At 64.1% G+C, this 25,632-nt stretch carries 23 protein-coding genes and 3 pseudogenes; 10 read left to right on the plus strand and 16 right to left on the minus strand.

Annotation, left to right across the window (positions count from 1 at the left end):
* The coding region (dnaB, locus tag VIQ49_RS03545) for a replicative DNA helicase (protein ID WP_331880818.1) at nucleotides 1-1,322 on the minus strand (1,322 nt) is incomplete at its 3' end.
* Between the two features lie 505 nt (nucleotides 1,323-1,827).
* Between dnaB and VIQ49_RS03550 the strand changes: the two genes are divergently transcribed.
* Nucleotides 1,828-2,388 (plus strand): hypothetical protein, encoded by a 561-nt coding sequence (locus VIQ49_RS03550; protein ID WP_331880821.1) that lies wholly within the window; start codon nucleotides 1,828-1,830, stop codon nucleotides 2,386-2,388.
* 19 nt (nucleotides 2,389-2,407) lie between these two features.
* Here VIQ49_RS03550 and VIQ49_RS03555 read toward each other — a convergent pair whose 3' ends face one another.
* Nucleotides 2,408-2,854, minus strand: coding sequence for a MarR family winged helix-turn-helix transcriptional regulator (locus VIQ49_RS03555; protein ID WP_331880904.1), 447 nt, complete (start codon nucleotides 2,852-2,854; stop codon nucleotides 2,408-2,410).
* A gap of 129 nt (nucleotides 2,855-2,983) precedes the next feature.
* On the opposite strand from VIQ49_RS03555, the gene VIQ49_RS03560 reads away from it, so the two are divergent.
* Complete coding sequence (locus VIQ49_RS03560) at nucleotides 2,984-5,119, plus strand: MMPL family transporter (RefSeq protein ID WP_331880824.1); 2,136 nt, start codon at nucleotides 2,984-2,986, stop codon at nucleotides 5,117-5,119.
* An 11-nt stretch (nucleotides 5,120-5,130) separates the two neighbouring features.
* The gene (locus VIQ49_RS03565) at nucleotides 5,131-5,748 is read left to right on the plus strand and encodes a lipocalin family protein (protein ID WP_331880826.1); all 618 of its coding nucleotides are present in this window, start codon (nucleotides 5,131-5,133) and stop codon (nucleotides 5,746-5,748) included.
* 165 nt (nucleotides 5,749-5,913) lie between these two features.
* On the opposite strand, the gene rplI is transcribed toward VIQ49_RS03565, so the two are convergent.
* From rplI to rpsF, 4 genes and pseudogenes are all read right to left on the minus strand, one after another.
* Complete coding sequence (gene rplI / locus VIQ49_RS03570; protein WP_331880829.1) at nucleotides 5,914-6,369, minus strand: 50S ribosomal protein L9; 456 nt, start codon at nucleotides 6,367-6,369, stop codon at nucleotides 5,914-5,916.
* A gap of 18 nt (nucleotides 6,370-6,387) precedes the next feature.
* Nucleotides 6,388-6,651 (minus strand): 30S ribosomal protein S18, encoded by a 264-nt coding sequence (gene rpsR / locus VIQ49_RS03575; protein ID WP_020106984.1) that lies wholly within the window; start codon nucleotides 6,649-6,651, stop codon nucleotides 6,388-6,390.
* Nucleotides 6,652-6,712: 61 nt separating this feature from the next.
* The gene (locus VIQ49_RS03580) at nucleotides 6,713-7,243 is read right to left on the minus strand and encodes a single-stranded DNA-binding protein (RefSeq protein WP_331880832.1); all 531 of its coding nucleotides are present in this window, start codon (nucleotides 7,241-7,243) and stop codon (nucleotides 6,713-6,715) included.
* Nucleotides 7,244-7,483: 240 nt separating this feature from the next.
* Nucleotides 7,484-7,759, minus strand: a pseudogene (gene rpsF / locus VIQ49_RS03585) (30S ribosomal protein S6); the annotation flags it as partial.
* Between the two features lie 172 nt (nucleotides 7,760-7,931).
* Here rpsF and VIQ49_RS03590 point away from each other — a divergent pair.
* Both VIQ49_RS03590 and VIQ49_RS03595 read left to right on the plus strand, forming a co-directional pair.
* The gene (locus tag VIQ49_RS03590) at nucleotides 7,932-9,389 is read left to right on the plus strand and encodes a hypothetical protein (RefSeq protein ID WP_331880834.1); all 1,458 of its coding nucleotides are present in this window, start codon (nucleotides 7,932-7,934) and stop codon (nucleotides 9,387-9,389) included.
* Complete coding sequence (locus tag VIQ49_RS03595; protein WP_331880836.1) at nucleotides 9,386-9,997, plus strand: GNAT family protein; 612 nt, start codon at nucleotides 9,386-9,388, stop codon at nucleotides 9,995-9,997. Before VIQ49_RS03590 ends, VIQ49_RS03595 begins: the two co-directional genes overlap by 4 nt.
* An 18-nt stretch (nucleotides 9,998-10,015) precedes the next feature.
* Here the strand turns inward: VIQ49_RS03595 and VIQ49_RS03600 are convergent, their stop codons facing one another.
* From VIQ49_RS03600 to VIQ49_RS03610, 3 genes and pseudogenes are all read right to left on the minus strand, one after another.
* Entirely contained in the window at nucleotides 10,016-11,680 is a 1,665-nt protein-coding gene (locus tag VIQ49_RS03600) for a glycosyltransferase family 87 protein (RefSeq protein ID WP_414731565.1), read from the minus strand.
* A 40-nt stretch (nucleotides 11,681-11,720) separates the two neighbouring features.
* Nucleotides 11,721-13,961 (minus strand): transglycosylase domain-containing protein, encoded by a 2,241-nt coding sequence (locus VIQ49_RS03605; protein WP_414731566.1) that lies wholly within the window; start codon nucleotides 13,959-13,961, stop codon nucleotides 11,721-11,723.
* A 104-nt stretch (nucleotides 13,962-14,065) separates the two neighbouring features.
* Nucleotides 14,066-14,455, minus strand: a pseudogene (locus VIQ49_RS03610) (DUF5318 family protein); the annotation flags it as partial.
* 348 nt (nucleotides 14,456-14,803) lie between these two features.
* Here VIQ49_RS03610 and VIQ49_RS03615 point away from each other — a divergent pair.
* The gene (locus VIQ49_RS03615; RefSeq protein ID WP_331880838.1) at nucleotides 14,804-15,445 is read left to right on the plus strand and encodes a PadR family transcriptional regulator; all 642 of its coding nucleotides are present in this window, start codon (nucleotides 14,804-14,806) and stop codon (nucleotides 15,443-15,445) included.
* Nucleotides 15,438-16,535, plus strand: a complete 1,098-nt coding sequence (locus tag VIQ49_RS03620) for an inositol-3-phosphate synthase (RefSeq protein ID WP_331880840.1) — start codon at nucleotides 15,438-15,440, stop codon at nucleotides 16,533-16,535. Before VIQ49_RS03615 ends, VIQ49_RS03620 begins: the two co-directional genes overlap by 8 nt.
* A 113-nt stretch (nucleotides 16,536-16,648) precedes the next feature.
* On the opposite strand, the gene VIQ49_RS03625 is transcribed toward VIQ49_RS03620, so the two are convergent.
* Together VIQ49_RS03625 and VIQ49_RS03630 are read right to left on the minus strand one after the other, a co-directional pair.
* Complete coding sequence (locus VIQ49_RS03625; RefSeq protein ID WP_331880842.1) at nucleotides 16,649-17,395, minus strand: FadR/GntR family transcriptional regulator; 747 nt, start codon at nucleotides 17,393-17,395, stop codon at nucleotides 16,649-16,651.
* A 192-nt stretch (nucleotides 17,396-17,587) separates the two neighbouring features.
* The gene (locus VIQ49_RS03630) at nucleotides 17,588-17,752 is read right to left on the minus strand and encodes a hypothetical protein (RefSeq protein WP_331880845.1); all 165 of its coding nucleotides are present in this window, start codon (nucleotides 17,750-17,752) and stop codon (nucleotides 17,588-17,590) included.
* A 586-nt stretch (nucleotides 17,753-18,338) separates the two neighbouring features.
* On the opposite strand from VIQ49_RS03630, the gene VIQ49_RS03635 reads away from it, so the two are divergent.
* The 3 genes from VIQ49_RS03635 (at nucleotide 18,339) to VIQ49_RS03645 (ending at nucleotide 22,536) form a co-directional block, all read left to right on the plus strand.
* The gene (locus VIQ49_RS03635; RefSeq protein ID WP_331880847.1) at nucleotides 18,339-18,647 is read left to right on the plus strand and encodes a hypothetical protein; all 309 of its coding nucleotides are present in this window, start codon (nucleotides 18,339-18,341) and stop codon (nucleotides 18,645-18,647) included.
* 189 nt (nucleotides 18,648-18,836) lie between these two features.
* Nucleotides 18,837-20,282, plus strand: a complete 1,446-nt coding sequence (locus VIQ49_RS03640) for a DUF1254 domain-containing protein (RefSeq protein WP_331880849.1) — start codon at nucleotides 18,837-18,839, stop codon at nucleotides 20,280-20,282.
* Nucleotides 20,283-20,298: 16 nt separating this feature from the next.
* On the plus strand, nucleotides 20,299-22,536 hold the full coding sequence (locus tag VIQ49_RS03645; protein ID WP_331880851.1) for a LuxR C-terminal-related transcriptional regulator: 2,238 nt from the start codon (nucleotides 20,299-20,301) through the stop codon (nucleotides 22,534-22,536).
* Between the two features lie 30 nt (nucleotides 22,537-22,566).
* On the opposite strand, the gene VIQ49_RS03650 is transcribed toward VIQ49_RS03645, so the two are convergent.
* From VIQ49_RS03650 to VIQ49_RS03670, 5 genes and pseudogenes are all read right to left on the minus strand, one after another.
* Nucleotides 22,567-22,875: a hypothetical protein gene (locus tag VIQ49_RS03650; protein WP_331880854.1), complete on the minus strand. Its 309-nt coding sequence runs from the start codon at nucleotides 22,873-22,875 to the stop codon at nucleotides 22,567-22,569.
* A gap of 141 nt (nucleotides 22,876-23,016) precedes the next feature.
* Nucleotides 23,017-23,478 (minus strand): ThuA domain-containing protein, encoded by a 462-nt coding sequence (locus VIQ49_RS03655; RefSeq protein ID WP_331880857.1) that lies wholly within the window; start codon nucleotides 23,476-23,478, stop codon nucleotides 23,017-23,019.
* Nucleotides 23,475-23,798, minus strand: coding sequence for a hypothetical protein (locus VIQ49_RS03660; RefSeq protein WP_331880859.1), 324 nt, complete (start codon nucleotides 23,796-23,798; stop codon nucleotides 23,475-23,477). The genes VIQ49_RS03655 and VIQ49_RS03660 overlap by 4 nt, the downstream gene beginning before the upstream one ends.
* Nucleotides 23,799-23,827: 29 nt before the next feature.
* Nucleotides 23,828-24,829, minus strand: a pseudogene (locus tag VIQ49_RS03665) (FAD-dependent oxidoreductase); the annotation flags it as partial.
* Nucleotides 24,830-24,963: 134 nt separating this feature from the next.
* The gene (locus VIQ49_RS03670) at nucleotides 24,964-25,623 is read right to left on the minus strand and encodes a TetR/AcrR family transcriptional regulator (RefSeq protein ID WP_331880861.1); all 660 of its coding nucleotides are present in this window, start codon (nucleotides 25,621-25,623) and stop codon (nucleotides 24,964-24,966) included.
* Between the last annotated feature and the right edge of the window lie 9 nt (nucleotides 25,624-25,632).

Here is a 25,632-nt window from a genome sequence, read left to right on the forward strand (position 1 = left end):
GTCGGTCCGTTACGGTGTTTGCCCACAATGATATCCGCTTCGCCGGCGCGTGGGTCGTCGCGTTCGAAGGCGTCGGGGCGGTGGAGCAGGATGACCATGTCGGCGTCCTGTTCCAGTGATCCCGATTCGCGAAGGTCGGACACCTGGGGACGTTTGTCGGTACGTTGTTCGGGACCACGGTTCAGCTGGCTGATCGCGACCACCGGAACTTCGATCTCTTTCGCCAAAAGCTTGATGCTGCGGGAGAATTCGGAGACTTCCTGCTGACGGGACTCGACCTTCTTACCCGATGACATCAGCTGCATGTAGTCGATCACGACGAGTTTGAGATCGTGCTTCTGCTTCATACGCCTTGCCTTGGCACGGATTTCCATCATCGTGAGGTTGGGCGAGTCGTCGATGAACAGTGGCGCCTCGGAGATTTCACCCATGCGTCGCGCCAACCGCGTCCAGTCGTCGTCGCTCATCCGGCCGGCGCGCATGTCACCGAGTTTGATCTTCGCCTCGGCGGACAGCAGGCGCATGACGATTTCGGTTTTGCTCATTTCCAGCGAGAACATGGCACTGGCATAGCCGTGCTTGATTGAACAGGACCGCAAAAAGTCCATGGCGAGAGTCGATTTGCCCACACCTGGTCGGGCCGCGACGATGATCATCTGGCCTGGATGCAGCCCGTTGGTGAGTTCGTCGAGGTCATGGAAGCCGGTCGGCACACCCTTGGACATGCCGCCGGCCGATGCGATGGAGTCGATCTCGTCCATCGTCGGCTGCAGCAACTCTTCCAGCGGCACATAGTCTTCGGTGGTCCGGCGCTCGGTGACCTCGTAGATCTCGGCCTGCGCGCGGTCGACCACTTCGGCCACGTCCTGGCCGTCGGCACCGGCGTAGCCGAACTGCACGATGCGCGTACCGGCCTCGACGAGTCGCCGCAGGATCGACTTCTCGGCAACGATCTCGGCGTAGTAGCCGGCGTTGGCGGCAGTGGGAACCGTGGAGATCAGCGTGTGCAGATACGGCGCACCGCCCACTCGACGCAGCTCACCCATGCGGTCGAGCTGACCGGCCACGGTAACAGCGTCGGCCGGCTCACCTTTGCCGTACAGGTCGAGGACGGCGTCGTACACGGCCTGATGGGCGGGCTTGTAGAAGTCGCCCGGACGCAGCTTCTCGAGGACGTCGGCAATGGCGTCTTTCGAGAGCATCATGCCGCCCAGGACGGATTGCTCTGCAGCCATGTCCTGCGGGGGTTGACGACCAAAATCCTCGCTCGGCGGTGCCTGATCCCTAGCTTCAGCATGTCCGCGGTCATCAACGACGGCCAAGACGCCACCCTTCGCTCGTTTGTTCGGTTCAAGTCTCGCAGGCCTGTCCGACAAGGCGGTGCAGGCATGCCGGAGCCGACTCGATTCGACACACTCCGGCAGACACTAAGGGGTGGTGCCAATCCGACCAAATGGACCTGTGGACCATCCTGTTGACCAACTGTGGACCGTCCGACGCATCTTGTTAGCGCCCTGTGTGGAACTTGTGGATAACACATATCACAGTTGGCATATGCGCAGCTCAGGTGGTGTTTGGAGATTTTAGTTACTGTGGATAGCATTCTTGCGGCGTGTCCCGAGATGTCCGATTTCGGGCGTGTTCGGTTTGACTCAGGGTGAATCACGGGTGGCGCAGGCACTTCGTGTGGTCAAACAACCGGAGACTTCGCTCCGCCAAGAAACTTGATCGTCACGATCATTCCTGCTCTGACGCCGAACCGGCCACGTGGGCGCGAGCAAAGTGGTGCAATGATGTGTTCACGGCATCGATTGCGGGGAGGCGTTCGTGCGAAAGATACTTGGGGTGATCGCTGCGCTGGCCGCGGCGGCGGTGCTGACAACGGGATCGGTGGCCTCGGCGGCTCCCACCCCCGACTACCACCAGCTGCCCGATCTGTCCGGATACTCTGCGGTTGATCCTGGGCCTTACCGCTCCCCCGACTACGCCGACAACGGCCGCACCTTCTTCGTCACCCCCAGCGGACGCACCTGCGCGCTCGGCCCCGGCTACGGCTACAACGGCTGCAGCGGACACCCGAAGACCGCACCGCCGGGGAACGTCGGCGTTGCGATCTCCGGCGGACAGATCGGCCCCAAATGGACTCCCTCCGACACCAGCTACCGAACCACGCCACACGGATGGTTCAAGGCGCCCCTTCTCGACATCGGACAATCCATCACTCTCGACGGATCAACCTGTGCGGTAAGCCCTGTCGGCGTGACGTGTGTTGCCGGACCGCGCGCATTCACCATCACCGCGTTCTGGTTCAAGTTCGTCTACCCGCCCGGCGACCAGTGGCACGACGCCAACTCCGACCCGAAGTTCCTGCCTGCCGATCAACGGTGACAGCGAGCCGCCGCCTGCCTCACTTGTCGTCGGCGGCCAGTTCTGCCGAATAGGTCTGCATGGCACCGCACATCGCCTCGAAGACGCGGTGCGCGGCTTCGAGGTCGGCGTCCGGTAGGTCCGCAAAGGCTTCGCGCATATGCGCGCCGAGCGGAGAAAAGAATCCCCGTGCTACGGACATCCCGTGATCGTCGTAGTGCAACATGACTTTTCGACGGTCGTGCTCGTGCGGCGCTCGCCGGATGTGCTTGCTCGCGATCATCCGCTCCACCAGGTGGGTCACTGCACCGCCGGTCACCTGCATTCGCTGACCCAGCGCACCGGCGGTCAGCGGTTCACCGTTGGAGTCCGCGACCATGACATACAGAAGCGCACGAAAGTCGTTTGCGGTGAGGTTGTTCCGTTGCGCGAAGACCCGCGAGATCTGATCCGATTCGGAGTTCAGTTTCTGCAGGTCGGCAGACATCCGGGCTTCCAGAGCCCCGCGTGTGTCATCGATCGGCGGTCGGTCGGACACCGTTGTTCCTCCTGACGGCCGCCTCAGCGAACCAATAGTTTAGTTGCTCAATAGTTGAGTATGTGAGACGGTTTTGCAATGGCGACCACCGAACACCCCATCGATTCTCGCACCCCCTGGCACGGGTTCGCCGCGGCCGTCACCGGACGCCGGTCGTGGTTGATCGCGCTGGTCGTCTTGATCCTCGCCGGTGGCGCGATGGGATTGATCGGCGAGAACGACTCCGCCGGCCAAGCGCCCCAGTCGCTGCCAGCATCTGCCGATTCGGCTCAGGTGAAAGACATTCTCGAGGAGTTCCCCGACGCCGGTGTCGCCCCCGCGGTGCTGGTGGTCGAACGCACAGACGGCACACCGTTGACCTCGGCCGATCAGCAAGCCGTGGTCGCCGCCCAGGAGCGCATGCTCGCCATCGAAAGATCCGTGCCCGCCGATGCCCCGGCAGGCCCGCCGGTCATCACCTCTCCCGACGGTATGGCCGCGATCTCGATCGCCCCGGTCAACACCGACCTCAGCGGCTTCGAACTCACCGACCTCGTCGACGAACTCCGCGCTGCTGCCGACAACGGACTGCCCGCCGGCCTCGAGAGCCACGTCACCGGCGGCCCGGCCTTCGGCGCCGACACCGCCAACGCGTTCTCCGGCGCGAACACCACACTGCTTGCCGTGACCGCCCTGGTGGTGGCGATCCTGCTCATCGTCACCTACCGGTCACCGACCCTGTGGCTGATTCCCCTCATCGTCATCGCGTTCGCCGACCGGTTGGCCAACTCGATCGGCACCTGGCTGTCCGAGCTCACCGACTTGTCGTTCGACGGTTCCACCGCCGGTATCACCAGCGTTCTGGTCTTCGGCGCCGGTACCAACTACGCGCTGCTGCTGATCTCCCGATACCGGGAGGAACTCCGCGCCGAACCCGAGCACCGGATCGCACTCCAGCACGCGGTGCGCCACGCCGGCCCGGCGATCCTGGCGTCCAACGCCACCGTCGTCCTGGCGTTGCTGACCCTGCTGTTCGCCGTACTGCCCAGCACCCGCAGCCTCGGCGCCCTTGCCGCCGCCGGCCTGGTGATCGCCGTACTGTTCGCCCTTCTGGTGCTGCCACCGGTGTTGGCACTCTTCGGAACTCGCGTGTTCTGGCCGTTTGTCCCCACAGTCGGTGACCCGATCCCCACCGAGGGCGGTGTGTGGTTCCGGATCGCCGGCGGCGTCTCCCGACATCCGGTACGCGTGCTGGCAGTCGCCCTGACCGTGCTCATCGGTTGCGCGCTCGGCTTGGCCGGCGCCAACATCGGACTGTCTCAGACCGAACAGTTCCGAACAAGCTCCGATTCCGTGGATGGCTACGACGTTCTCGCCGAACACTTTTCGCCCGGTCAGGCGGATCCGACCACTGTGGTGGCAAAAACCGGTTCGGCAGAACAGGTTCAGGCCGCCATCGACAACACCGGCGGTGTCGTCTCCGCCACCGAGAATGGGCAGTCCGACACCGGATGGACCAAGTGGTCAGTCGTGATCGACGCCGCGCCGGCATCGCAGCAGGCCTTCGACATCATCGACGACCTACGCTCGTCCACCGGCGACGTCGCAGGCGCGGACGCACTGGTCGGTGGTTCTGACGCCCAAGCGCTGGACACCCGAAATGCCGCTGCCACAGACCGATTCGTGATCATCCCGCTGATCCTCGCCGTCGTGTTCATCATCCTCGTTGTGTTCCTTCGAGCCCTGGTGGCGCCCGTGCTGCTGGTTGCGACCACAGTCCTGAGCACCCTCGCCGCGATCGGTATCGGCAGCCTCATCAGCGAACACGTCTTCGGTTTCCCGGCCCTCGACGACAACGTGCCGCTCTACTCGTTTTTGTTCCTGGTCGCGCTGGGTATCGACTACACCATGTTCCTGGTGATCCGAGCACGTGAGGAGACCCCCGGCCACGGAACCCGCGACGCGATCGTGCGGGCCGTCGCCGCGACCGGCGCCGTGATCACCAGTGCCGGGATCGTGTTGGCCGCAGTGTTCTGCGTGTTGGGCATTCTCCCGCTGATCACACTCACTCAGCTCGGCATCATTGTCGGAATCGGCATCCTGCTCGACACCTTCCTGGTACGCACGGTGGTGATACCGGCGATCTTCAGTCTGATCGGGCCACGGATCTGGTGGCCCGGCAACGTGGATACACAAGCGCGTCCACACTCACAGTTAGAACCGCTCTCGAAGTAGGAGACGACAATATGGCGTTTTCATCTCGACGAATCAGTCAACTGGTGACCGCAGGCCTGGCGGTGGTGTTCGCACTCGCCTGCGCCGCACCGGCATCCGCCGACACCAGCTCCGCCCCACCGCCGCTGAAGCCGGTTGCGAAACTCGACACCCAGCGCTATCTCGGTACCTGGAATCAGATTGCGGCACTTCCGCAACCGTTCAATCTCATCTGCGCCCGCGACACCCAGGCCAACTACCAGCTGATCGACCCAGCGAACATCCGGGTGGAGAACACCTGCACCACCTGGACCAACGATCTGAACCGGATCGTCGGCAACGCACGTGTCAACGACACCGTCACCGGCGCGCAGTTACACGTCAGCTTCCCCGGAGTCCCGTCGCAGGAGTCCAAGAGCGGCCCCACGAATTACGTGGTCTCCCATATCGCCGATGACTACTCATGGGCGTTTGTCGGCAACCCGACGCGCACGTCGGCGTTTGTGTTGTCCCGTGAACCGGCGGTCAGCGCCGAGCGGTGGAAGGAAATCCGCAAGGTCGCCGAGGATGACGGCTACAACGCCTGCCTGATCCTCACTTCACCGACCACCGGTGGGTCGAACGAGATCCGGCCACTCTGCACAGTCTGATCCTGACGACTCACCCATCTTGCCTCTCGCCCACCCGTTTTCGCACGGCCCAGCCACAATTGTGGCTGGATGACGCAAAAACGGGTGGGCAGCGGGCGAGGGTGGCCCCAACTACGAGAAAGACCCCCGACCAACCGGCCGGGGGTCTTTCTTGTAGAACAGCGACTACTCGGCAGCAGCCACGGTCAGGTCGAACTTCGCAACGATGTCGTTGTGAAGGCTGACCACAACCGGGTACTTACCGGTGGCCTTGATGTGCCCCTTGGGCAGGTTGATGCTGCGCTTGTCGAGCACCGGTCCACCGGCGGTCTTGATCGCACCGACAACATCGTTGACGGTCACAGAACCGAACAGCTTGCCGGAGTCATGAGTCTTGACACCCAGCTTGACCTCGGAGAGCCCTTCGATGGCCTGCTTGATCTCGTTGGCGTGCTCGACACCGCGAACTTCGCGGGCTGCACGTGAACGACGGATGCCTTCGACCTGCTTCTCTGCACCGCGGGTGGCAACGATCGCCAGTCCGCGCGGGAGCAGGAAGTTACGGCCGTAGCCGTCTTTGACCTCGACGGTGTCGCCGGGGACGCCCAGGTTCTCAACCTCTGCGGTGAGGATCAGTTTCATGTTCTTGGTCCTTTCCGCTTATCGAGAGGTGGAGGTGAAGGGCAGCAAGGCGACCTCACGCGAGTTCTTCACCGCGATGGCCACGTCACGCTGATGCTGGACGCAGTTACCGGTGACCCGACGCGAGCGGATCTTGCCACGATCCGACAGGAAACGACGCAGCAGCGCGGTGTCCTTGTAGTCGATCAGTAGGTTCTTCTCTTTGCAGAAGGTGCAGGCCTTGGCCTTCACAACCTTTTCTGCGCCACGGACCTTCCGTCCGCCTTTAGCTTTTCCAGCCATGTGTACTTACTCCAAAATGTTCAGACGCTCGGGGTGACCCGATGGTGTCTGGAAATGTTCGTCAGAACGGTGGTTCGTCGTCCCCGCCACCGAACGATCCACTCGCGGGAGCACTGCCCCACGGATCGTCGTTCGATGCAGCTGCATTCGAGTTGCCCTGACCGCCACGGTTTCCACCGCCGCCGCCGGATCCGAAGTTGCCGCCGCCTCCGCCACTTCCGCCGCCGCGTGAGGCCCGATTGACCTTGGCGGTGGCGTAACGCAGTGAGGGACCGATCTCGTCGACCTCTAGTTCCACCACTGTGCGCTTCTCGCCCTCACGGGTTTCGTACGACCGCTGCTTGAGCCGGCCGGACACGATCACCCGCGAGCCCTTGGTGAGAGATTCGGCAACATTTTCTGCCGCATCGCGCCAGATGTTGCACCGCATGAACAGTGCTTCGCCGTCTTTCCAGTCATTGGTCTGCCGGTCGAACGTGCGCGGCGTGGAGGCCACGGTGAAGTTCGCGACAGCGGCACCGGACGGTGTGAACCGGAGTTCCGGATCGGCTGTCAGGTTTCCAACGACGGTGATGACGGTATCGCCTGCCATGTGTATCTCCCGAGATCAGTTGCGGTTGCGCAGTGGTTTGGGGTCGATGTGCACCGAGCGAGCCCCTTTGTGAAAGGAGCCTAGAGCCCGGCACCGACACGCACTAGGACGTTCGCGGAGAACGTTCGGTTCTCCATGAACACCAGATAGCTACTTGGCTACCTTCGGCGGCTTGGCCGCGGCCTTGGCGGCGAACTTGGCAGCAATCTTTGCCCGTCGCACCTTGGCACGCTCGTCCACGCGCATCACCTTGGTGCGGAGCACCGACTCGTTCAGCTTGAGCTGGCGATCGAGCTCGGAGACCGTCGCCGGTTCCGCGTTCAGATCGACAACTGCGTAGATACCCTCAGTGTGCTTGAGGATTTCGTAAGCAAGACGACGCTTGCCCCAGACATCGACGCCTGCAACATTTCCGCCATCCTGGCGAATCACATTGAGGAAAGTATCCAACGATGGAGCAACTGTTCGCTCATCCAGGTTGGGGTCAAGAATGACCATCAATTCGTAGTGACGCATAAGACCTCATCACCTCCTATGGACTAGGTCGGCCACGGACGTTCCGTGGCAGGAGGGTCGCCTGCGTCGGCAACCGGCCCAGGGTACCCCACGTGACCTTGACCAGCGAAATCCCGTCGACCCCCATGGGTGGCACCGCCGGTGCGCCATCCCATCTCCTACCCTGTAGCCCATGCCTTCGCCGCCGGTCCCTTCAACGTGGGAACTGACGACTCCCGACAAACCGTCCTGGCGCACGCGTCTGAGCTCGGGTCGCGGCGAACTGGTTTTGATCCTGCTCATCGCGCTGGTGATCAGTTCACTGTTCATGTGGCTGGGCTATCTCGGCAAGGCGACCTGCGGCGGAGCACCGTTCGACGAGTTCGGCCGGAGCGCTCACTGGCCGGTCGGGACCGGCGAGATCATCATGCCGTGCTACTCCGATCTCCAGTTCCTCTGGATCGGTCGGGACATCAACAACCACGTCTTCCCGTTCATCCACGGCGGCATCACTGACAACGGCGTGCTCTTCGGCGGTGTTGTCGAGTACCCGGTGCTGTCAGGGCTGCTGATGTACTTGGGCGCCAGCGGCGCTCACACCGACTCCGACTTCCTCTTCCAGTCGGCTCTGCTCATCGCGCCATTCGGTGTTCTGATCGTCATCCTGCTCGCGCTCCTGGCCCGCTGGTGGGTGCTTCTGTGGGCGGCCGCGCCGGCGCTGATCCTCTACGCGCTCCACAACTGGGAACTCCCGGTCGTCGCAACCACGGTCGTCGCCGTGGCGATCATGGTGTTCGGTGCACGCATGAATCCCCGGACGGGATCGCCCTGGCTGTCGTTGCGGACGAGCGCGTGCTGGACATCGTTTGTCCTGGCGATCGGATTCTGTCTCAAGATCTACCCCGGACTGTTTGTCGTACCGCTGGCGATCCTCGTGCTCACCCGGGCACTCCGTCCGGCCCAGGTCTCGAAATCCGAACTGGACTGGAAGGGCGCCGGCGGTGTGGTCGGCGTGGCGATCGCGACGGTGATCGCCGTGCAGTTGCCGTTCATGATCGCCGGATTCGACGGTTGGAAGGCGTCGCTGACGTTCCAGGGCAAACGCAAGGCCGACGTCGACACCAACTCCATCTGGTACTGGGGCCTGCGCCATCTCGTCGGCGACGGACCACAGGATCCGGGCAGTCTCTACAACTCGGTCGTCGGTGTTGCCTCACCGCTGCTGATCATCGTCGGGATGGCCGCAGCCGTGTGGTTCGGTGTTCGGCATTGGCAGCAGGGCAACGTCTTTCCGTGGGTCGGCACGAGCGCCGCGATGTTGGCCGCGTTCATGCTCTTCCACAAGGTGCACTCACCGCAGTACACACTGTGGATCCTGCCGTTCTTCGTGTTGCTCGCCGTCGACTGGCGGATCATCGTGCTCTATCTGATCGGCGACATCGCCCTCGACCTCACCATCTTCCGGATGTTCGGCATCCTCACCCGTGGCGACGACATGACGTGGTGGGTGATGGGCGGTGTCCAGCTGGGCGTCTGGTCGCATGCGGTGTGCCTGCTGATCCTGATCTACCACTTCGTCGGAGCTCCGCTACGGGTACCGCCGAAAATCGCTTCGCCGGAGAAGTCCGTAGGCGCTACCGTTCCGGCATGAGCTGGTTCACCGCACCTGTCCTGACCGGAACCCGAGTCACCCTGCGCCCGTTGGCCTTGTCCGACGCAGCAGAATTATCTGCCGCCGTCGACCGGCCGGAAGCCTACGGATGGACAACCGTCCCGACCGACGTCGACAGCGCCACCCGCTACATCCAGACCGCTCACCACACCCCCGACCGGGTGGCGTTTGCGGTGGTCGACAACAACAGCGGGCGGATCGTCGGGTCCACCAGTTTCTACGACATCGCGCCCGCGAGCTGGGCGCTGGCGATCGGTCATACCTGGTATTCGACCGCGGTCCAGGGCACCACGGTCAACCCCGACGCCAAGCTCCTGCTGTTGCAGCGGGCCTTCGAACAACTCGGTGTGGTCCGGGTTGTGTGGCACACCGACGAGCGAAATGCCCAGTCCCGCGCCGGGATCGCCAAGCTGGGCGCGGGTTTCGAAGGACTCCTACGCAAGCACCGGGCGCTCCCCGGACCGCCGGAGCAGACACCGCACAACGGCCCTCGACCTTCCCTGTGGCGCACCACGGCGCAGTATGCGATGACCGACGTCGACTGGCCGGCCGCGAAGGCCGCACTCGAACAGCGCACGCTGAGATGACGAGGCCCTGATCCGCCGTCAGACCCGGGCAGCCGTCTCGAACGCCTCGGTCGGGGGATCAGCTTCTCGAGCAACAGTTTTGGTCGATCGACGGGGCCACGGCATCCGGTCCGATGCGTTGTCCAGGACTCCGCCACCGGGGTCGTCGACCACGATGCTGCGCCATCCCCGACCGCGGCGGACGAGGTCTTCCACGGGGTGATAGATCTGCCAGATCACCATCACACACAGACCGATCACGGCCAGGTCGCGAATCACCACCATCGACAGGAACCAGGGTTCGTCGAGCCCGTCGCCGGTTTCCTTGTACAGGTACCACATCATCCGCGGCACCCAGACCAGTGCGTCGATCAGCATCCAGCCCAACAGGATTCGCGTATGCGGCAATGCCAGCACCGCCAACGGCACCAGCCACAGCGAGTACTGCGGGCTCCACACCTTGTTCACCAGCAGGAAGCCGGCCACGGTCAGGAACATCAACTGCGCCAGACGTGGACGCATCGGCGCGTGGAATCCGATGAACACCACGGCAAGACAGACGAGGATGAACAGACCCATGCTGATGGCGTTGAGCAGAGCCGGTGGCTGACCTGCCTGATTGCCCCACTGATAGCCGGTGATCTGCGAGATGACGTTGAACAGGGTGTCGGGGTCGGTGCCGCGATCGGAGTTGTACCGGAAGAACTCGGTCCAACCCCGGTAGTGCGTGATCATGATCGGCAGGTTGATCAACAGCCACGTCGCAGCCGTCAGCGCCGCGGTCACACCGAAGTCCCGAACCTTGCCCGCGCGCAGGCACAACACCAGCAACGGGATCAGCAACAGCCCCGGATACAGCTTCGCCGACATGCCTATGCCCAGGAAGATCCCGGTGAGCCAAGGGTTTCGACGGGACCATGCCAGCATGGCCACCGAGAGCGCCGCGATGGCGACGGCATCGAAGTTCGTGAAAATGTGCACGATCACCAGCGGTGACGCCGCGGCCAGCGCCGCCGCCCACACCCGCCGCTGCGCCGTGAGCGCCGTCGCCCAGATGATCACCAGCCAGCACAACGCCAGCCCCAAGGCCACCAGGTTGAAGAACAGTACAACGTCCAATGCCGCAGGCACACCCCAGTTCTCGTGCGCCCACGCCCACCCCTGTGCGGTCTGGGCGGCGGCGTACATGAACATGCCCGTGACCACCGGGTACTCCATGAACCGCTGCTGCTGCCCGCCGGCGCCGTCGTCCTCGTACCAGGATGTCTTGTACGGGAAGGCGCCCTCGTCGAGGCGTTCTGCGCTGTAAAGCGGGATGGTGTCGGCGTAACACATTGCGGTGTACTGCCGCCGGTTGTCCCAGTCCAGGCCCATCTCCCCGGTGTCGGCGTTGGGGGCCTGCTGCAGACACCCGGCCTTCGCGTACCAACCAAGGGCCAGGAACACCAATGCGATCAGCATCAGTACCCGAACCGGGGTCCAGGTGCGGCTGCGCCCGACCACGGCGTGCAAGCCGATCGGACCGCCGATCACAATACTGCCGGGAGCGACGACGGGGTCGGTGCGACTGGGCAGGTCGCGGGTGGTGACCTCACGCCGATCCGCCGCGTACTCCCCCGGCGAATCGAACAGGTTCAGCGCGGCGGTGGGGTGGTTGTCGTCGGGATCTGCCTCCCGCTGCGGCACCTGGTGTTCGCCCGGCACCGCAGACCCCCCCGGCTCCCCCTCGGTAGCCACAACCCGCCTACGGATTCCTGGTGGGCGGCCCGCCCTCGTCAGAGGGCACGGCCGGTTCCGTCTCGGTCTCCGGTTCGGTCTCGGTCTCGGGGTCCGGTTCCTCGTTCGGCCCACCCGGCAACGGAAGGACGATGCCCGGCGCCAAGGTCAGACCGGGCCGGCTGGTCGTCGTCTCGGTGGTCGTGGGCGGCGCCGTGCTGCGGGTGGTCGGTGTCGATGTCTGAACCGGGGCCTCGTACGGAATACCCGACACGCCACCGATCGCAGCCGGTTTGGGGAAGTCCTCGATCGGCTGTCCCTCGAGCGCGGAGTTCATCGCCGTGCGCCAGATCTGCGCGGGCAGTCCCGAACCGTAGATCGTGGAGCCGGAGTAGTTCACCAATTCGGTGCCGTTGTCGGTGCCGACCCAGACCGCCGTGGACAGCTGCGGCGTGTAACCGACCATCCAGGCGTCCTTGTTCATCCCGGTGTCCCCGAGCTGGGTGGTGCCGGTCTTGGCGGCAGACGGCCGCTCACCCCCGTCGAGGGCGTTGCCGTTGGAGTACGCGGCGATCGGCTGTAGTGCGGCGGTGGTGTTGTCGGCGACCTCGGCCGGGAGCCGGCGTTCACCCTGGTTGTCGGTGCGTTCGAAGAGCACGTCGCCCTTCGAGTTCTCGACCTTCTGCACGAAGTGCGGCGTGTGGTACATCCCGGACGCCGCCAGCGTTGCGTACGCCGACGCCATGTCGATGACACGCGAGTCGTACTGACCCAGCACCACACCGCCTTCGACGCCACCGTCCTCGTTCTGCAGGGTTGCGGTGCCGTCGGGACGTGTCTCCGGGATGCCGGCGCGATGAGCGGCGTCGGCGACCGCGTTGGGGCCTCCGTTGAGGTCCATCATCAGCCGGTAGAACACGGTGTTGAGCGACATCTTCATCGCGGTCGCCAGGTTGCAGCTACCGCAGGACTCGCCGTCCGAGTTGTTGATGGTCACGCCGGAGCTCTCGAACGGCGCCGAGCTGTACGTCTTCGACAGTCCGATGCCCTGCTCGAGAGCGGCCACCATCGCGAAGACCTTGAACGACGAGCCGGTCTGCAGATCGGCCTGCGCGTAGTCGAAGCCGTTGCCGTCGTTGCCACCGAAGTAGCCCTTCACGGCGCCACTGCGCGGATCCACCGAGACCACCGCGGTGCGCAGATCCTTCGGTTCGCCTTCCAGCGAGCCGTTGGCTGCCTGGACGTTCGCGTTCTGCACCTGCGGATCGATCGTGGTGGTGATTTTCAGGCCGCCGGTGCGGATCTCGTCTTCGGAGATGTCGAGGCCGCCGAGTTCGGCAAGAACCTGGCGTTTGATGAGCCCGTTGGGTCCGTCGCTGGCCGGGTCGCCGGTCTGGGCCTGCTGCTCGACGACGTCGGGGTACTGCTGGGCCGCAGCTTCTTCCTCGGTGATCGCACCGGTACTGACCATGCCGTCGAGCACGTACTGCCAACGACCTTGGGCGGCTTCCAGATTGGTGGCCGGATCGTAGTACGAGGGCGACCGGATGGAACTGGCCAGCACCGCCGCCTCGGGCAACGTGATGTCGCGGATGTCCTTGTTGAAATACGCCTTGGATGCCGCGGCCACACCGTAGGCTCCGCGGCCGAAGTAGATGGTGTTGAGGTAGGCGGCCATGATCTCCGACTTGGACCACTCGTTGGCCATCTTGGTGGAGATCGCCAGTTCGCGGAACTTGCGCTGGTAGCTCGCCTCATCGCCGGTCAGGACGTTCTTGACGTACTGCTGGGTGATCGTCGAGCCACCGCCTGCGCTTTCGTTGCCGGTGATCTTGCCGACCACGGCCCGGCCGTAACCGCTGATCGAGAAGCCCGCGTTCTCCTCGAACTCGCGATCCTCGGCGGCGATGACGGCCTGCTGGAGCACCATCGGGATGTCTTCGATCGGGACGTCGGTGCGATTGCCTTCCGCGGGGACGATCCGGGCGATCTCACCGCCGTTGGTGTCGACCACGGTCGCGACCTGACTCTGCTTGATGTCGCCGGGTGCGGGCACGGTCACATCTGCGTAGGTGAAGAGGAACACCGCGGCCATCACCAGAACGAAGCCCGGCAGCAATGCGCCACCGAGCCCGAGGATCCACGCGACAACCTTCTGCCAGGTCCGCTTCTTCTGCACCGGACTCCGACCGGGAGGCGCCGTTTGGCGCGCGTCACCCGCGTCGGTGGTCCAACCGGACCGGTTCGGTCCGTCAGGGCCGTTACTCACAGATACTTCTCCATACCTTCTGTGCCCATACCTGCTGGGCCCCCATCGGCGTCCACGTTCCCGGAACGACCGGTGGTCGCGTTGTTGTTCGATGCCCGACTGCCGGCAACCCGACGGGTCCGCCGCACCGGTGGCCGCGGTGGCAATCCCGACACGTACGACTGGACCAGATGGTTCCAGCTGCAGGTGCGGCACACTTCCACCACATGTACCGAGAACTCTTCCTGGCTCAGGGCCAGGCGCTGAATCTCTTCATTTGTACGGGCCGAACCTGAAATCTGCCCAAGTTTCTCGCCGAACACCCAGGAAACGATCGTGACCTGCTCTTTTCGGCAGATCGGACAACGTTCCGAACTGGTCAGACCATGAAACTTGGCCGCCCGCAGCAGATAGGGGCTGGCGTCGCAGACCTCGGCCACACCGGTACGCCCGGCGTAGACCTCGGCCAGCCGGGACTTCCGCTGAAGCGCGTAGTCCACCACCTGTCGCTGCAATCGCACTCGTCAAGAGTACGTGGCTCCGACCAGCAGACGTTCATCGTTGCCCGCAGTGACCGCCGACACCACACTCGTCACCCCCTCCGCCGAGCGGGCCCCTGACCCCGTCGACCGGGCCTTTCCAACCACTGACCGCGCCCAACGATCGACGTCGGCACCACGTTCGACCCTGTCGGCGGGACTTGAGGCCCGGTCGGCGGTGATTTCGGCACGGTCGGCGGCGGGGACACTGCGGATCTGCACAGGTCAGCCCATGACGCCACACCGGTTATATCGGCGCGATACATATGTGTGTAGCATCAGTCGCACAGGTTTCTGCAACACGTCGGAGGAGGTGTCATCCCGATGCTCGAACTCGCAGTACTGGGGTTGCTCCTCGAGTCGCCGATGCACGGCTACGAGTTGCGCAAGCGGCTCACCGGCCTGCTCGGCGCATTCCGCGCGTTTTCGTATGGATCGCTGTACCCGTCGCTGCGCCGAATGCAGGCGGACGGTTTGATCGCTGAGGATTCGGGTGTACCGGGGACCTTGAAGCGACGTGCTCGCCGCGTCTACGCATTGACCCCGAAGGGACGGGAGCGGTTCGCCGAACTGCTCGCAGACACCGGCCCGCAGAACTACACCGACGATGGCTTCGGAGTGCACCTCGCATTCTTCAGCCGGACCCCTGCGGAGGCGCGCATGCGCATCCTCGAGGGTCGGCGACGGCAAGTGGAAGAGCGCCGCGAGGGACTCCGAGAGGCTGTCGGTCGCTCGAACCGCACAGTCGATCGCTATACCAAGCAGCTCCATCAGTTGAGTCTCGAGTCCAGCGAACGTGAAGTCCGCTGGCTCAACGAGCTCATCGCCGCCGAAGGTTCGGAGCGGACCGAGGATTCGACAACAGTGTCGAGAAACCCCGGCCCGTTGCCTTCGGAAACGGTCATTGCAGAACCCGAAACAACCTCAGTAACACCACACAAAGAAGGGGAACCCGACCATGGGTGACAACAATTCAGTTCGCGTGGCGATTGTTGGCGTTGGTAACTGCGCCTCATCCCTGGTCCAGGGCGTGCAGTACTACCAAGACGCCGACGAGAACGCCAACGTTCCCGGCCTCATGCACGTGAAGTTCGGCCAGTACCACGTCCGCGACGTGCAGTTCGTCGCCGCGTTCGACGTGGATGCCAAGAAGGTCGGTTTCGACCTCTCCGACGCCATCTTCTCCAGCGAGAACAACACCATCAAGATCGCTGACGTGCCGCCGACCGGCGTCAACGTCCAGCGCGGCCACACCCTCGACGGTCTCGGCAAGTACTACCGCGAGACCATCACCGAGGCCGACGGCACCGGCGTCGACGTGGTCCAGGTCCTGAAGGACAACAAGGTCGACGTCCTCGTCTCGTACCTGCCCGTCGGTTCGGAAGAGGCCGACAAGTTCTACGCACAGTGCTGCATCGACGCCAACGTCGCCTTCGTGAACGCCCTCCCGGTGTTCATCGCCAGCGACCCGGTGTGGGCCAAGAAGTTTGCCGATGCCGGCGTTCCGATCGTCGGCGACGACATCAAGAGCCAGGTCGGTGCCACCATCACCCACCGCGTCATGGCGAAGCTGTTCGAAGATCGCGGCGTCACCCTCGATCGCACGTATCAGCTGAACGTCGGCGGCAACATGGACTTCAAGAACATGCTCGAGCGTGAGCGCCTGGAGTCCAAGAAGGTCTCGAAGACCCAGGCCGTGACCTCCAACCTGACCGGTGCACTGGCCAACAAGATCTCCGACAAGAACGTCCACATCGGACCTTCGGACCACGTCGAGTGGCTCGACGACCGCAAGTGGGCCTACGTCCGCCTCGAAGGCCGTGCCTTCGGCGACGTGCCGCTGAACCTGGAGTACAAGCTCGAGGTCTGGGACTCCCCCAACTCGGCCGGCATCATCATCGACGCCGTTCGCGCAGCCAAGATCGCCAAGGATCGCGGCATCGGTGGACCCATCCTCCCGGCTTCGGCCTACCTGATGAAGAGCCCGCCGGAGCAGCTCGCCGACGACGTCGCGCGCAAGCAGCTCGAGGCCTTCATCATCGGTGCAGACGCCTGATACAGCTCGACAACTGACAGAACCAAGAGGCCACCCGAAAATGGTGGGTTATGGCGATGCTGACCTGGGAAAATGCTCGCCAAAGCCCACCACTTTCGGAGTTCCGGCTGGCTTCACATCTGCCAGTGCACGGGGCGCGAGATGATGTCCGCCAGACGGCGCCGGTAGTACTTCGCGGATTCCTCGTTGAATGCGTTCATGGCCGCAGCAGTGGCCTCGGAGTCCCGCTCCCGCATCGCGTCGAGCACGTCCTGTTGCATCTCGACCGCAGCGAGCCGAGTGGCCATCGGGTGCTCGTTGGGCTCGGCGTCGCGCACCAGCAGCCAGAGCGTCTCCATCACGATCTTCAGGACGGGGTTACCCGCGGCCTCATACACGCTGCGCTGAAACACGGCATTGTTCTCCTGAAAGTTGGAGTAGTCGCCGGGATCCTCATGCATGCGGTCGAGCGCGGTCTGCATCACCTCGATCTGTTTGTCGGTGACGTTGGCCGCAGCCTCCCGGGCCACGATGGGTTCGAGCATCAGCCGCACATCGATGACATCGCTGATGTTGGCGCCGTCGATCTGCAGGAACAACTTCATCGTGTTGCCGAGCGACTCCAGCTCTGGGCGCTTGGCCACCGGTCCGCCGCCGATGCCCGACTTGATCGTCACCAGGTCGCGGCTCTCGAGCAGACGTAGCGCCTCGCGAACGGTGGTCCTCGCGACGCCGTGGTCGGCCACCATCTCTTTTTCGGTGGGCAGGCGCTGACCTTCGACGATCCCCCCGCCGAGGATCTCGTCAGCGATCAGATTCGCCACACGAGCCGAGATCTTCGGCGTGCGGGCACGCGGCCCGGAGTTGTCATCGACGGTCATTTGGCCCCCAACTGGTCGGTCACGCAATAGAACGTGTCATCGAGACCTTACCCAGCTCCGAGTGTGATGCACGGCAACTCTGTACATAGTTTGCTAATTTAGATACTGCAGTCGCTGTCAGAAAAGTATGCGGAGGAGTACAGGAGGTCCCGGATGTTGCCGTCTCGGCCACCGAATGCCGAAGTCGCACAGTCATTCCGCGCGTCCGGATACTGGCAGGACCGTCCGGTGGGCCATTTCCTCCAGCGCACCGCAGCCCGCCATCCCGATGTCACCGCAGTGATCGACGGAGAGCGTCGACTCACCTTCGCCGACGTTGACCGCGAGGCCACGCCCATCACACGCAACCCTAGCCACCTTAGACGAGTCTATGTCAAGTAACTATGCGGATTCAATTCTGTACATGTTATTGGGTCGTTTCTGACATTCACTACTATTTGGATAGGTTATGAGCACCGCCACCGTCAGGCCCGGTGGCGTGCGGCGGCCACCTGCCGACCCCATTCTCTGCCAGGGAACAGCTACCGAGGCTGGCGCAACCGAAGTTCCATCCCGGCAGGACGTTCTGGATCCAACCCAGATCGGCGCCCAGGGGCGTGATCGGATCCGACAGGAATCGCTCGTATTGAGCCGTGTGTAGACGGGGAGACGGTTGCTCGGATCGGTGTCTACCAACCAACACTGCTCGGACATGTGTATCTCGTCTCTGCTCTCGCCGATCGCGCCGCGACGGGCAGTTTCTTTATTCCGAATTGACTTGCCTATGACTTATGGCACTCTACATGAGATATTGTAGTCGATCACAAGTTACTTGTCGGTGGTCCAGCCCGAAAGCGTAGAGGAGACCCTCGATGAAACTGCAAGACAAGGTCGTTGCCATCACAGGCGGCACACAGGAATCGGTCGCGGTATCGCCGAGGCGGCTTTGGCAGAAGGCGCGAAGGTGTCACTCAACGGTCGTTCAAACGAGAAGGGCGATAAAGCTCTGGCCGACTTCGGTGTCGGTGACCGCGCCGCGTTCTTCCCCGGCGACGTGACCGTGCAAAACGATGTCGAGGACTTCATCGAGCAGACCGTGGCCACGTTCGGCCGGATCGACGATCAACAGGATGACGAAGTCGATCGCCCGCGAGGTGGGCACCGCCGGCATCACCGGAGCGCTGATCAGCGTCGGCGGAGGCACCGCCTCGTACTGATACCCCGTTCGCCGGCATCAACCCGCAGGCAACGGAAAAGGTGGTCCACCGGTTGATCCCCCGCAGGGCCGGTGGACCACCTTTTTACGCAGACTCTCACCCGGTCCACAAGAGTGCGATCAGTTGAGTTCTCGACCGCCCGACCGACATCTGATCTTCCGGTACAGCTCACACACAGCGGGTGATGCCGTCGCCCTTCGTCTCTGACAAGCTCGCGAAGTATTGATTTCACGAGGAGATGAGACATGGCAATCGAAGGAATCAAGGGCCCAGGGCTGACGAAGGGCCAACTCGCGGCGGAGGTTGAACACGTCTCCACACCCGACCGGCTGACGACACCGTTCGGCGACTTCGAGTTCTTCGACGGCGTGCCCCAACCCGCGTCCGTCCAGCAGATCTTCGACGGACTCGACCTCGTTCGCGGGATCACCGCGTTCCTCGACACGGTTCCCGGCGCATCTCTGGTCGCCATGCGGCGCGGCCTGCGCTCGGCCGGGATCGATTCGCCCGACAAGATCGGATACACCGATCCGAGGTGCACATCGGATCCGATCTTCCTCACACCGAACACCGAGACGACGTACGGAATCACCTTCCTCGACCTGAAGGCGTGGGGGCCCACCGTCATCGAGGTGCCCCCGCAGTCACTTTCCGTCGTCGACGACTTCTGGTTCCGGTACGTCGCCGACATGGGTATACCCGGCCCGGACCAGGGCGCGGGAGGCAAGTACCTCTTCTTACCCCCGGGCTACGACGGCGAGCGTCCAGACGGTTACTACACCTACGAGAGCCCGACCTTCACGAACTTCGTGGTGATCCGGGCTCTCGGCGGTGTTCCCGCCATCAAGCAGTCCCGCATCTACCGCTTGAGCGACGCCGCCGCCGCGCCGGAGAACACGTTCGTGAACGTCGCCGAACAGTCGATCAATACCGTGCACTCCAACAACTTCTCGTTCTTCGAAGAGATCGCCCAGCTCGTCGCGGAGGAGCCGGTCACCGCTCTCGACCCGGAACGCGCGGGCACCCTTGCGACGCTCGGCATCGTGCACGGGAAGCCCTTCGCACCGGACGCGCGCCTGCGGGGAGTCCTCGACAACGCGGCTCGCACCGGTGCGGCGATGTCGCGCGCCATTGTCTACAAGCCCCGCGATCCCGAGACCTTCCGCTGGGAAGGGTCATCGTGGAAGAACCCCTTCGTCGGCGGCAGCTACGAGTTCCTCAACGGTGGCGCGCGAAATATGGACGCGCGCACACTCTTTCACTATGCGGCGACGGTGATCACCCCGGCGATGGCGCACGCCCAGGTCGGTGCGGGCTCCGCCTACATCTACACGGCGGAGGATGCCGACGGCGCACTCCTCGACGGAGCCGCGACCTATTCGCTGACCATTCCCGCGAATCCACCGGCAAAGAACTTCTGGTCGGTCGACGTGTACGACACGCAGACCCGGTCGCTGTTGCAGTCGGCGCCGTACCCCGCGTTGGCGAGCCTCTCGGAAGAGTTCCGCAGCGAAGACGACGGCTCGTACGTGCTGTGGTTCGGCCCGACCGCTCCGAAAGGCAGGGAAGCCAACTGGATCCCGACCCTCCCCGGTAAGTCCTGGTGGCCCGTGCTCCGTATCTATGGCCCGCTCGAGCCGTGGTTCGACATGACGTGGCGTCTTCCAGAGATTGTGCGCGAGAAGGAATGACGAATAGGATTCATCCGTGCTTGATTGGGATCTCGGCGCCGCGGCATCCGAGCGGAGCCTGAGCCACCACCTGCTGGCGACGAAGACGTCTGTCAGACCACGACGCGCCGGTGCGGTGAGCCGCCGAGCGGTCATCGATCGTGCGTGCGCGAGCCGCGCCAGAGTTGTCGCCCTCACCTCGCCTGCGGGCTACGGCAAGTCGACGATGCTCGCCGAATGGGCGGCCGTGGAGAACCGGGCGGTGGCATGGGCAACGGTCGACGAGTTCGACGACGATCCCGTTGCGCTGCTGACACTCCTGGCCACGGCCTGCGGTGACATCTCACCTCGTGCGCGCGAGGTGTCCGCGTCCATGGGCGGCATGGGGGCCGGCGTCCTCGGCCGATCCGCGCCCATGCTCGCTGCCGCGATCGGCCAGGCCCCGGCACCGTTTGTCCTCTTCGTCGATGACATCCACGCCGCATCGTCCGATGCCTGCCGCGATGTGCTGGAGGTCGTGCTCGGCGGGGTACCGGCGGGTTCGCAGGTGGTGCTCGCGAGTCGCCACGAGCAGCCATACCTGGCCCGACTCCGCGTCGACGGCACAACGTTCGAGATCACCCCACTCGACCTTCGCATCGATCACGCCGGCGCCCGGACGATCTTCCGGGGAGCGAGCGTGAGCATCTCCGACGATGCGCTGGCGCTCGCGGTCGACCGTTGCGAGGGATGGGCGACGGGACTGTACCTGTGCGCGCTGGCGACGCGCGGCGGGTCGGACATCGGAGAGATCACCGGCGGTGAGCGGTTCGTGTCCGACTACCTCTACGGCGAGGGGGTCGCCGGGCTCTCGACCGGACTTCAGGAGTTCCTGTGCCGCACCGCCGTGCTCGATCAGATGTCGGGCCCGCTGTGTGACGCGATGCTGGATCGCGATGACTCACATGCGTTTCTACGTGAGCTCGAATCCCGCAATGTCTTCATCGTCGCCCTCGACGGGCAGCGTCGCTGGTTTCGATATCACGCGCTCTTCAGAGAGTTCCTCCTCGGCGAACTCACGCGCCGGGACTCGGCGAGCCTCACCGAACTCCATCATCGTGCGGCGAAGTGGTACGAGCAGGACAGCTCACCCGACCGGGCGATCGAGCACTATCTGGCGGCGGGCGAGCGGACACGTGCCGGAGAGCTTGTCGCCGCGTTGGCAATCCAGACGTACCAAAGCGGACGAGTCGACGTCGTCGACCGGTGGCTTGCCCAACTCGGCGCGCCGATCGTCGAGTCCTCAGCGGATCTGATGGTCTACGCCACGTGGACCGCCATTCTGCGGGGCCAGTCGCCTGAGGCGGAAAAACGCTCGGCGACACTCGGTCGTGCCCGGCTCGAGTTCGACACACACGAGGAATCAGTCGCGTTCGAGTCATCGCGCGCCATGATCCGGGCTGCACTCTGCGAGAACGGACCCGAACGGCTGCTGGCAGACGCCAGGTACGGGGTGGCGAACGAACCCGAGTGGAGTCCGTGGCGGTCCGTGGCGCTACACCTCCTGGGGTCGGCGTTCTTGTTGACCGGTGACACCGAGAGGGCGCAACGCGCCCTGACCGCCTCAACCGCCACCGCGGTGCGGGCCGGAAACCACGATTCGGTTGTTCTCAGCGAAGCCGACCTGGCGATTCTGGCCCTCGACTCCGGATCGGTCGAAGCCGCTGTACGCCACTCCCAGGCAGCCGTGATGGCGATCGAAGAAAACCACCTCGATGGTTATCCGACGGCCGCGCTGGCGCTCGCGGTGAGCGCACGGGTGGCGCTTCGGCAGGGTGATACCGCTGAAACCAGCCGTTTTCTGGCTCGGGCCATGCGTGCACGAATTCACTGCACTCATGTTCTACCGTTCCTGGCGATCCGCTCCCGTCTTCAGATCGCCAAGGCATTTGCGGGGTCGGGCGACGCGGCGTCGGCGAGACAACTGCTGAAGGAGCTCGACGACCTCCTGCTGCGGCGCCCGCACGTCGGCACGCTCGCCGACCACGTGGCGGAGTTCCGGATGGTTCTCGGCGAGGACACCACGCCGACCCTCGATCTGCCCCTCACCCCTGCCGAGATGCGGCTGCTTCCCTACCTCCAAACGCATTTGATGCTCGCCGAGATCGGGAAGCGACTCTTCATCTCGCGGAACACCGTGAGCACCCAGGTGAAGTCGATCTACCGGAAGCTCGACACCACCACCCGATCGGCGGCGGTCGAACGGGCGATCGAACTCGGACTGCTCGGGGAGTGACAACCGGCGGCGCGCTGCAGTCAACGCCGCTCAGTAGAGGTCCAGGTCGACGTCCAGCGCCGATGCGACCTTCGATGCCGCCTTGACGATGCACGCCCGCCCGACGATGGGCATGAGAATGTCGAGCACGCTGACAACCTCCGATGCGCCGGCGCCGGCCGCGATGGCCGCGTCGATCTCACGATGGATGGACGACTCGGCCGCCGAAGCGGTGATGAGCGCGCCGAGACGCACGAGCGCACGTGTCTTCGCGTCCACGGTGGAATCGCGAGCCACGGCACGCTCGTCGACCCCGGGGGCATCGATGCTCAGTCGCCCCAGATGTTCCGCATAGTCCACGTCGACGCTCCTCACGGTCGGGGTGATCGTCCCGTCACTGCCGAGCTGGGGAATCTCCGCGTTCCAGTGAAGCAACTGGCGGCGTCGAGGGCATCACATGATCCGCGTGATGTCCGGTGCCGACCCCATCCGGTGCCGACATCAGGCCGCCGGGGAGATCTCCCCGGTGACGGCCCACGCCAGGCAGCGCCGCAGGATGGTGTGGAACTCGGGGACGGCCCAGCTGCCGAGATCGACCCGGCCCAGATCGTCGATGCCCAGATCCTGCACGTCGAAACGACCTCGGCAATGCCCGAGCGTGAAATAGCAGACCGTTCCGCTGCCGTGGTCCTTCAGATTCAACACCGGCCTCGGCTCGTCGACCGTGGTATGTCCTTCCTCGAAACCTGTTGACTCACCGACGAAACGGGTGTGCGCCAGTACTTCGAAAGGTGGATGGAGCTCACTGATGTAGAGCTCGTCGGTGACCTCGAACGGTTCGACACAGACAACAAACGGGTGGTCGGGCGCGGTGATCTCGACGAGATAGGGCGCAATCGGCGGATGTCCGAGGAACTGACTGCCGAGAACCTCGGGAAGGTCTCCCAGTGTTCGTGGTGTCACGTACTTGTTCGGCGAACCGGGGGGGGCGTCCGGTCGATCGCCGAGTTGGTCCCGTGCAACGCCAGCCAGCGACCGCCTGCGGATACGAAGTCCGCCAATGCCTTCTGCTGCACGTCGTCGGGCACCCGATTGCAGGTGTAGGTGATCAGCAGATCGGCCGACCCCAGGGCGTCGAGGCAGTTGTAGTCCTCGAAGACCCTGGTGCGGACGTTCTCGTACTCACTCAGCGCCGAAAGCAGCTGCAGCCGTGCGTAGTCGAAGTCGTGCCACTGACCGCCGCACACCACGACCGCGTCGAGCCGGCCTGCTGGTCCCGCCATGGTGTTTTCTTTCTTCGGGCGGTGGCCGTTCAGCCGTGCGCGTGAAGTGCCTTGCCCGCGAGGGCCAGATGTGCCTCGCCCAGGGCCTCGGCCTGCGTGGGATGGGCGTGGATCAGGGGTGCCACGTCGCCGGCTGTGACCTCCCAGTTGTAGATCAGCTGCGCTTCACCGATGAGTTCCCCGACGCGGGCGCCCACGAGATGGATACCCACCACCGGCCCGTCGTCACCCTTGCGCACCAACTTCACGCCGCCCGACGTACGCAGGATCCGGCTCTTGCCGTTGCCACCCAGGTCGTAGACGGCTGTGCTCACATCGCCGTATTCGGCCACCGCCTCCGCCTCGGTGAGACCGACCGAGGCGACCTCGGGATTGGAGTAGGTGACACGCGGAATTCCCTTGTCGGCGATGGGCATACAGTCCACACCCGCCAGTTGTTCGGCGACAAGGATGCCCTGGGCGAAACCTCGGTGGGCCAGCTGCGGCCCCGCGACGATGTCACCCACGGCGAACACTCCGGGCACCGAGGTCTGCAACCACTCGTCGGTGACGACAAAGCCACGATCGGTGTCGATGCCCGCTTCCTCGAATCCCATTGCGGCGGTACGGGGTCCGCGGCCGACCGAGACGAGCAACAGATCGGCCTCGATGTGTGATCCGTCGGCGAGTTCGACGTCGACGCCGCCGCCGGATCCGGCGGTCACCGCGCGAAAGGCCGTCTTGGTGCGAACATCGATGCGCCGCTTTCGATATGCGCGTCCGATCTGCTTGGAACTCCAGGGATCCTCGGTGGGGAGCAGTCGCTCGGCTGCTTCGACGATCGTGACATGGGAGCCGAGAGACGGCCAGACACTGGCGAACTCGCACCCGATCACGCCACCACCGAGGACCACAACACCGTCCGGGACCGAATCGAGTTCGAGTGCGCGATCACTCGTCATCACAGGACCACCGAGCTGCAGGCCGGGCAGCGAATTCGACTCCGAACCGGTGGCCAGCACCAGGGCTTCACCGCGGTAGGTCGCCGCACCCCCGGGCGCGGGACTGGTTGAGCACACGACAAGTCAAACCACAAACTGTCGTCCGTCTAAAGATACTTTCCGAAAGTTCCTGTTCAGACGGTTTCAGGATGCCCGTTACTGCTGATATACACCAGCGGCATGGATCACACGCTGCCGATGTCCGCCGCCAGTTCGCGGACCTCGTCGGAGAACTTGCGGCGCCCGAGATTGGCCAGCACCGCATCCTCGGTGAGCCACGACGAGGCCGACACCTCGAGCAGGCTCGACAACGCCGTCGCAGCGGCGGCCTGTTTGGCTCGCGCGGTGATCCCGTTGCGGGTGCGCAACTCGGCGGAGAAGAGATTGAGCATCTCCAGCCGCACCTCGCGACGCAAGGCCTCGATCGACAGGCTCCACCCGGGAGAACGCACGAAGTACACCAGCGACGCCGACCGGTGCCGATCCGTCCATTCGAGCAGCCGCACGATGATGTCCCCGAGCGCTGCGTCCGGGTCGGCTTCGAGTTCGGCCCGGAACTCGTCCAGAAGTCCGTTGGCGTACAAGCGCAGTCCACCGAGCAGGACCTCGTCCTTGGACGGGTAGTGGTAATAGACCGCGGCCGAGGTCATCTCCGCCTCGGCGGCGATATCAGCAACGGTGACGTCCTCGATCGACCGCACCGAATACAGGTGCATGGCCGCCTCGACCACGACCTCGCGGCGAGATGGGCGATGCGCCGCGCGCTTGGCCCCCTTGCCGGTCGGCGCCGCCGCGGACTTCCGTCCCGCCTCGGTCCGCCCTGACGTCACTCCCTTGCCTGCCATGGCCTTGAT

It is taken from the genome of Williamsia sp., from assembly GCF_036566845.1.
GTDB lineage: Bacteria > Actinomycetota > Actinomycetes > Mycobacteriales > Mycobacteriaceae > Williamsia.

Coding starts and splice junctions, on each gene's coding strand:
- VIQ49_RS03555 (WP_331880904.1), bottom strand. CDS start 2,854: ATGTCTGCCGACCTGCAGAAACTGAACTCCGAATCGGATCAGATCTCG.
- VIQ49_RS03560 (WP_331880824.1), top strand. CDS start 2,984: ATGGCGACCACCGAACACCCCATCGATTCTCGCACCCCCTGGCACGGG.
- VIQ49_RS03565 (WP_331880826.1), top strand. CDS start 5,131: ATGGCGTTTTCATCTCGACGAATCAGTCAACTGGTGACCGCAGGCCTG.
- rplI (WP_331880829.1), bottom strand. CDS start 6,369: ATGAAACTGATCCTCACCGCAGAGGTTGAGAACCTGGGCGTCCCCGGC.
- rpsR (WP_020106984.1), bottom strand. CDS start 6,651: ATGGCTGGAAAAGCTAAAGGCGGACGGAAGGTCCGTGGCGCAGAAAAG.
- VIQ49_RS03580 (WP_331880832.1), bottom strand. CDS start 7,243: ATGGCAGGCGATACCGTCATCACCGTCGTTGGAAACCTGACAGCCGAT.
- VIQ49_RS03590 (WP_331880834.1), top strand. CDS start 7,932: ATGCCTTCGCCGCCGGTCCCTTCAACGTGGGAACTGACGACTCCCGAC.
- VIQ49_RS03595 (WP_331880836.1), top strand. CDS start 9,386: ATGAGCTGGTTCACCGCACCTGTCCTGACCGGAACCCGAGTCACCCTG.
- VIQ49_RS03615 (WP_331880838.1), top strand. CDS start 14,804: ATGCTCGAACTCGCAGTACTGGGGTTGCTCCTCGAGTCGCCGATGCAC.
- VIQ49_RS03620 (WP_331880840.1), top strand. CDS start 15,438: ATGGGTGACAACAATTCAGTTCGCGTGGCGATTGTTGGCGTTGGTAAC.
- VIQ49_RS03625 (WP_331880842.1), bottom strand. CDS start 17,395: ATGACCGTCGATGACAACTCCGGGCCGCGTGCCCGCACGCCGAAGATC.
- VIQ49_RS03640 (WP_331880849.1), top strand. CDS start 18,837: ATGGCAATCGAAGGAATCAAGGGCCCAGGGCTGACGAAGGGCCAACTC.
- VIQ49_RS03660 (WP_331880859.1), bottom strand. CDS start 23,798: ATGGCGGGACCAGCAGGCCGGCTCGACGCGGTCGTGGTGTGCGGCGGT.
- VIQ49_RS03670 (WP_331880861.1), bottom strand. CDS start 25,623: ATGGCAGGCAAGGGAGTGACGTCAGGGCGGACCGAGGCGGGACGGAAG.